The 3,524-nt window shown below is 71.1% G+C and carries 3 protein-coding genes and 1 pseudogene; 1 reads left to right on the forward strand and 3 read right to left on the reverse strand.

Annotated features, from left to right (window positions below; genetic code table 11):
- From NQ160_RS20800 to purM, 3 genes and pseudogenes are all read right to left on the reverse strand, one after another.
- A pseudogene (locus NQ160_RS20800) lies at positions 1–395 on the reverse strand (MFS transporter); the annotation flags it as partial.
- Entirely contained in the window at positions 392–1,852 is a 1,461-nt protein-coding gene (gene purF / locus NQ160_RS20805; RefSeq protein WP_257516989.1) for an amidophosphoribosyltransferase, read from the reverse strand. The pseudogene NQ160_RS20800 and the gene purF, both read right to left, overlap by 4 nt.
- Positions 1,853–1,858: 6 nt before the next feature.
- Positions 1,859–2,902: a phosphoribosylformylglycinamidine cyclo-ligase gene (gene purM, locus NQ160_RS20810; protein WP_257516991.1), complete on the reverse strand. Its 1,044-nt coding sequence runs from the start codon at positions 2,900–2,902 to the stop codon at positions 1,859–1,861.
- A 177-nt stretch (positions 2,903–3,079) separates the two neighbouring features.
- Here purM and NQ160_RS20815 point away from each other — a divergent pair.
- Positions 3,080–3,524: zinc-binding alcohol dehydrogenase (locus NQ160_RS20815; protein ID WP_257516990.1), on the forward strand; the 445-nt coding region annotated here is incomplete at its 3' end.

Consider the following 3,524-nt stretch of genomic DNA (forward strand, 5'->3'; position numbering starts at 1 on the left):
AGCGGCGGAAGCAGGATGTTCCCGACGCCCACCCCGGCGAACACCAGTGCGGTGGCGGCGAGCAGGGTGAGCGAGTCGACCGCGAAGCCTCGCGAGACCAGGCCGACCGCGACCACCGCGATCGCCGCCACGGCCACCCGCTCGAGCCCGAACCGGCGCTCGAAGCGCGGGGCGAGCAGCCCGAAGACCGCGAAGCACACCGGCGGCGCGGTGCCGATGAGCCCCAGCAGGGGAGCCGGCAGCGCGAAGTCGCGCGAGATCAGCGCCACCAGCGGTGACAGCGAGGCCACGGCGCTGCGCAGCGAGAACGCGAAGAGCACGATCCCCACGAGAGCCAGCGCCCCGCCCGGCCGCAGCGGGTGGAACGACGAGTCCTCCGCCGGGGAACGCGTCAAGAGGCCTGCGTGCCCTCGACCCAGGCGAGGTACTCGTCCGAGACGGTCCCGGTGACGTAGCGGCCGTCGAAGCAGCTCATGTCGAGGTCGTCGACGTCGGATCCCTCGAGGATGGCGGCCTTGAGGTCTTCCACCTCCTGGTAGACGAGGCGGTCGCATCCCAGTTCCGCGGCGATCTCGGGGATCGTGCGGCCGTGCGCGACCAGTTCGTGGCGGGAGGGCATGTTGATGCCGTAGACGTGGGGGTAGCGCACCGGCGGGGCGGCCGAGGCGAAGGTGACCGTCTTGGCGCCGGCATCCCGCGCCATCTGGATGATCTCCTTCGAGGTCGTCCCCCGCACGATCGAGTCGTCGATGAGCAGCACGTTCTTGCCCTTGAACTCGCTCGACATGGCGTTGAGCTTCTGGCGCACGCTCTTCTTGCGCACCGCCTGGCCGGGCATGATGAACGTCCGGCCGACGTAGCGGTTCTTGTAGAAGCCCTCGCGGTACTCCAGCCCCAGCTTGCGCGCGACCTGCATGGCGGCGGGGCGAGCCGAGTCCGGGATCGGCATGACGACGTCGATCGACCCCGCCGGAGTGTGCTTGGCGATCGTGTCGGCGAGGCGCTCGCCCATGCGCAGCCGGGACTCGTAGACGGCGATGCCGTTCATGATCGAGTCGGGCCGGGCGAGGTAGACGTACTCGAAAGCGCAGGGGGCGAGCTTGGCCTCTGCCGCGCACTCCCGGGAGTGCAGCACACCGTCGAGGTCGATGAAGACCGCCTCGCCGGGCAGCACATCGCGCACGACCTCGTAGTCCCCGTTCTCGAGCACCAGCGACTCGCTCGTGACGATCCACTCGTCGTGGCCTGCAGCGGTGCGCCGGCGCCCGAGGATGAGGGGACGGATGCCGAAGGGGTCGCGGAAGGCCAGCAGGCCGTAGCCCGCGATCAGGGCGATGGCCGCATACGAGCCCTCGACGCGGCCGTGCACCCGGGTGACGGCGGTGAAGACGTCGTCGGGGCTGAGCCGGTCGCCGTGGATCGTGTGCTGCAGCTCGTTGGCGAGCACGTTCACCAGCAGCTCGGTGTCGGAGCTGGTGTTCAGATGCCGCCGATCGGTGCGGAACAGCTCCTCACTGAGCTCACGCGTGTTGGTGAGGTTGCCGTTGTGCACCAGCACGATGCCGTAGGGGGCGTTGACGTAGAAGGGCTGCGCCTCTTCCTCGCTCGAGGCGGTGCCCCTGGTGGCGTAGCGCACGTGGCCCAGGCCGATGTTGCCCAGCAGCGTGCGCATGTCGCGGGTGCGGAAGGCCTCGCGCACCATGCCGCGCTGCTTGTTCATGTGCACCACGCCGCTGGCCTCCGCGGTGGCGATGCCGGTGGAGTCCTGCCCGCGATGCTGCAGCAGCAGCAGTGAGTCGTAGATGTCCTGGTTGACCAGGGCGTGGCCGACGATGCCGACGATTCCGCACATGGGGTGTCAGTCCGCTCCCTGCTCGCCGTACGAGCCGACCAGGCGCACGGCGCCGCCATCGACGCCCTTGGCGCCCTGTTCGTAGTCGCCCTCCGGGCGCGCGCCTTCGTGCACCACGCCGACCTGCCACGCGGGGATGCCCGCCGCGGTGAGGGCGGATGCCGCGGCATCCGCCCGCTCGGCCGAGACGACGGCGAGGAAGCCGACGCCGAGGTTCCACGTGCCCTCGGTGGCGGTCAGATCGAGGTCACCGAGGTCGGCCAGCACGCGGAAGAGGGGCGGCGGGCTCCAGGTGGCCCGATCGACGTCGACCCATGTGCCCACCGGCAGCACGCGTGCGAGGTTTGCGGCGATGCCGCCGCCGGTCACGTGGCTGAGCGAGTGCACTGCGTCGCCGAAGTCTGCGACCAGCTGCAGCAGCGGCGCCGTGTACAGCCGGGTGGGCTCCAGCAACGCCTCACCCCACGTGCTGCCGAAGTCGGCGGCGTTGTCGCCGTAGCCGATGCCGGCACCGGCGACGATGTGCCGCACGAGGGAGTAGCCGTTGGAGTGCAGGCCGCTCGAGGCCAGGGCCAGCACGACGTCACCGCCGCGCACCCGCTCGGCGCCCAGCACACGGTCGGCTTCGACGACCCCGGTCGCCGCACCCGCGACGTCGTAGTCGTTGATGCCGAGGAGCCCGGGGTGCTCCGCCGTCTCGCCGCCAACGAGCGCCGTGCCCGTCTGCGCGCAGCCGAGTGCGATGCCCTTGACGATGTCGGCGATGCGCTCGGGGACGACTTTTCCGCACGCGATGTAGTCGGTCATGAACAGGGGCCTGGCCCCCACCACGACGATGTCGTCGACGACCATGCCGACGAGGTCCAGGCCGATGGTGTCGTGCTTGTCGATGGCCTGCGCGATCGCGACCTTCGTGCCGACGCCGTCGGTGCTGGTGGCCAGCAGCGGCTTCGTGAACCCGGTGAGCGCGCTGGCGTCGAACAGGCCGGCGAAACCGCCGACGCCGCCCAGCACTTCGGGACCGTGGGTGCGCTTCACCGCCGCCTTCATCAGCTCGACGGCAAGATCGCCCGCGGCGGTGTCGACACCTGCGGCGGCATAGGGATTGTGGGAGGGAGAGGCCACGGGTAAACCCTACCGGGGCGCGGGACGGTGTCCGCCCCGCGTGACGGTCCCCGCGAGAAATCGATCCGCCCCCTCGGGCGGGGCGCCGCCTACAATGGCCGAATGGTAGCGGGGGCTCCGGAGTGGGTGGTGCGCGAGGACGCGAGCCCGTCGGTCCTCGTCGCCCTCACCGTGCGTCAGCTGCTCGGCATCCGCTCCCCCGCCGAGCTGCCGCCGCTGCGGAACCTCCCGGCGGCATCCGTGGCGCGCAGCGACCGGTCGCAGGCCGCGCTCGAGCGGCAGTGGCGCGAGTTCTGGGCTCTGACGGTGGAGCCCCTTGCGCACCCCTCGCCGGTTCCGCTCGACCTCGTCGATGGCTTCGGCCTGCTGGCCGCGCTTCCCACCGAGGGCTTCGACGAACTGCGCGACGCGATGATGCCGCACGCCGGCACGGCCGTCGCCTACGCCAACTCCTCCCACAGCCGCTATCGTGCCGACGCCGCCGCCGGCGCGCGCGTGTCGTATCGGGCCTACGCGGGGGCGATCGCCGAGCACGAGCGCCGGGTGG

The organism is Microbacterium sp. zg.Y909, assembly GCF_024626565.1.

Excerpts from the sequence above, each read along its gene's own strand:
- purF (WP_257516989.1), bottom strand. The coding sequence starts at position 1,852 with ATGTGCGGAATCGTCGGCATCGTCGGCCACGCCCTGGTCAACCAGGAC.
- purM (WP_257516991.1), bottom strand. The coding sequence starts at position 2,902 with ATGAAGGCGGCGGTGAAGCGCACCCACGGTCCCGAAGTGCTGGGCGGC.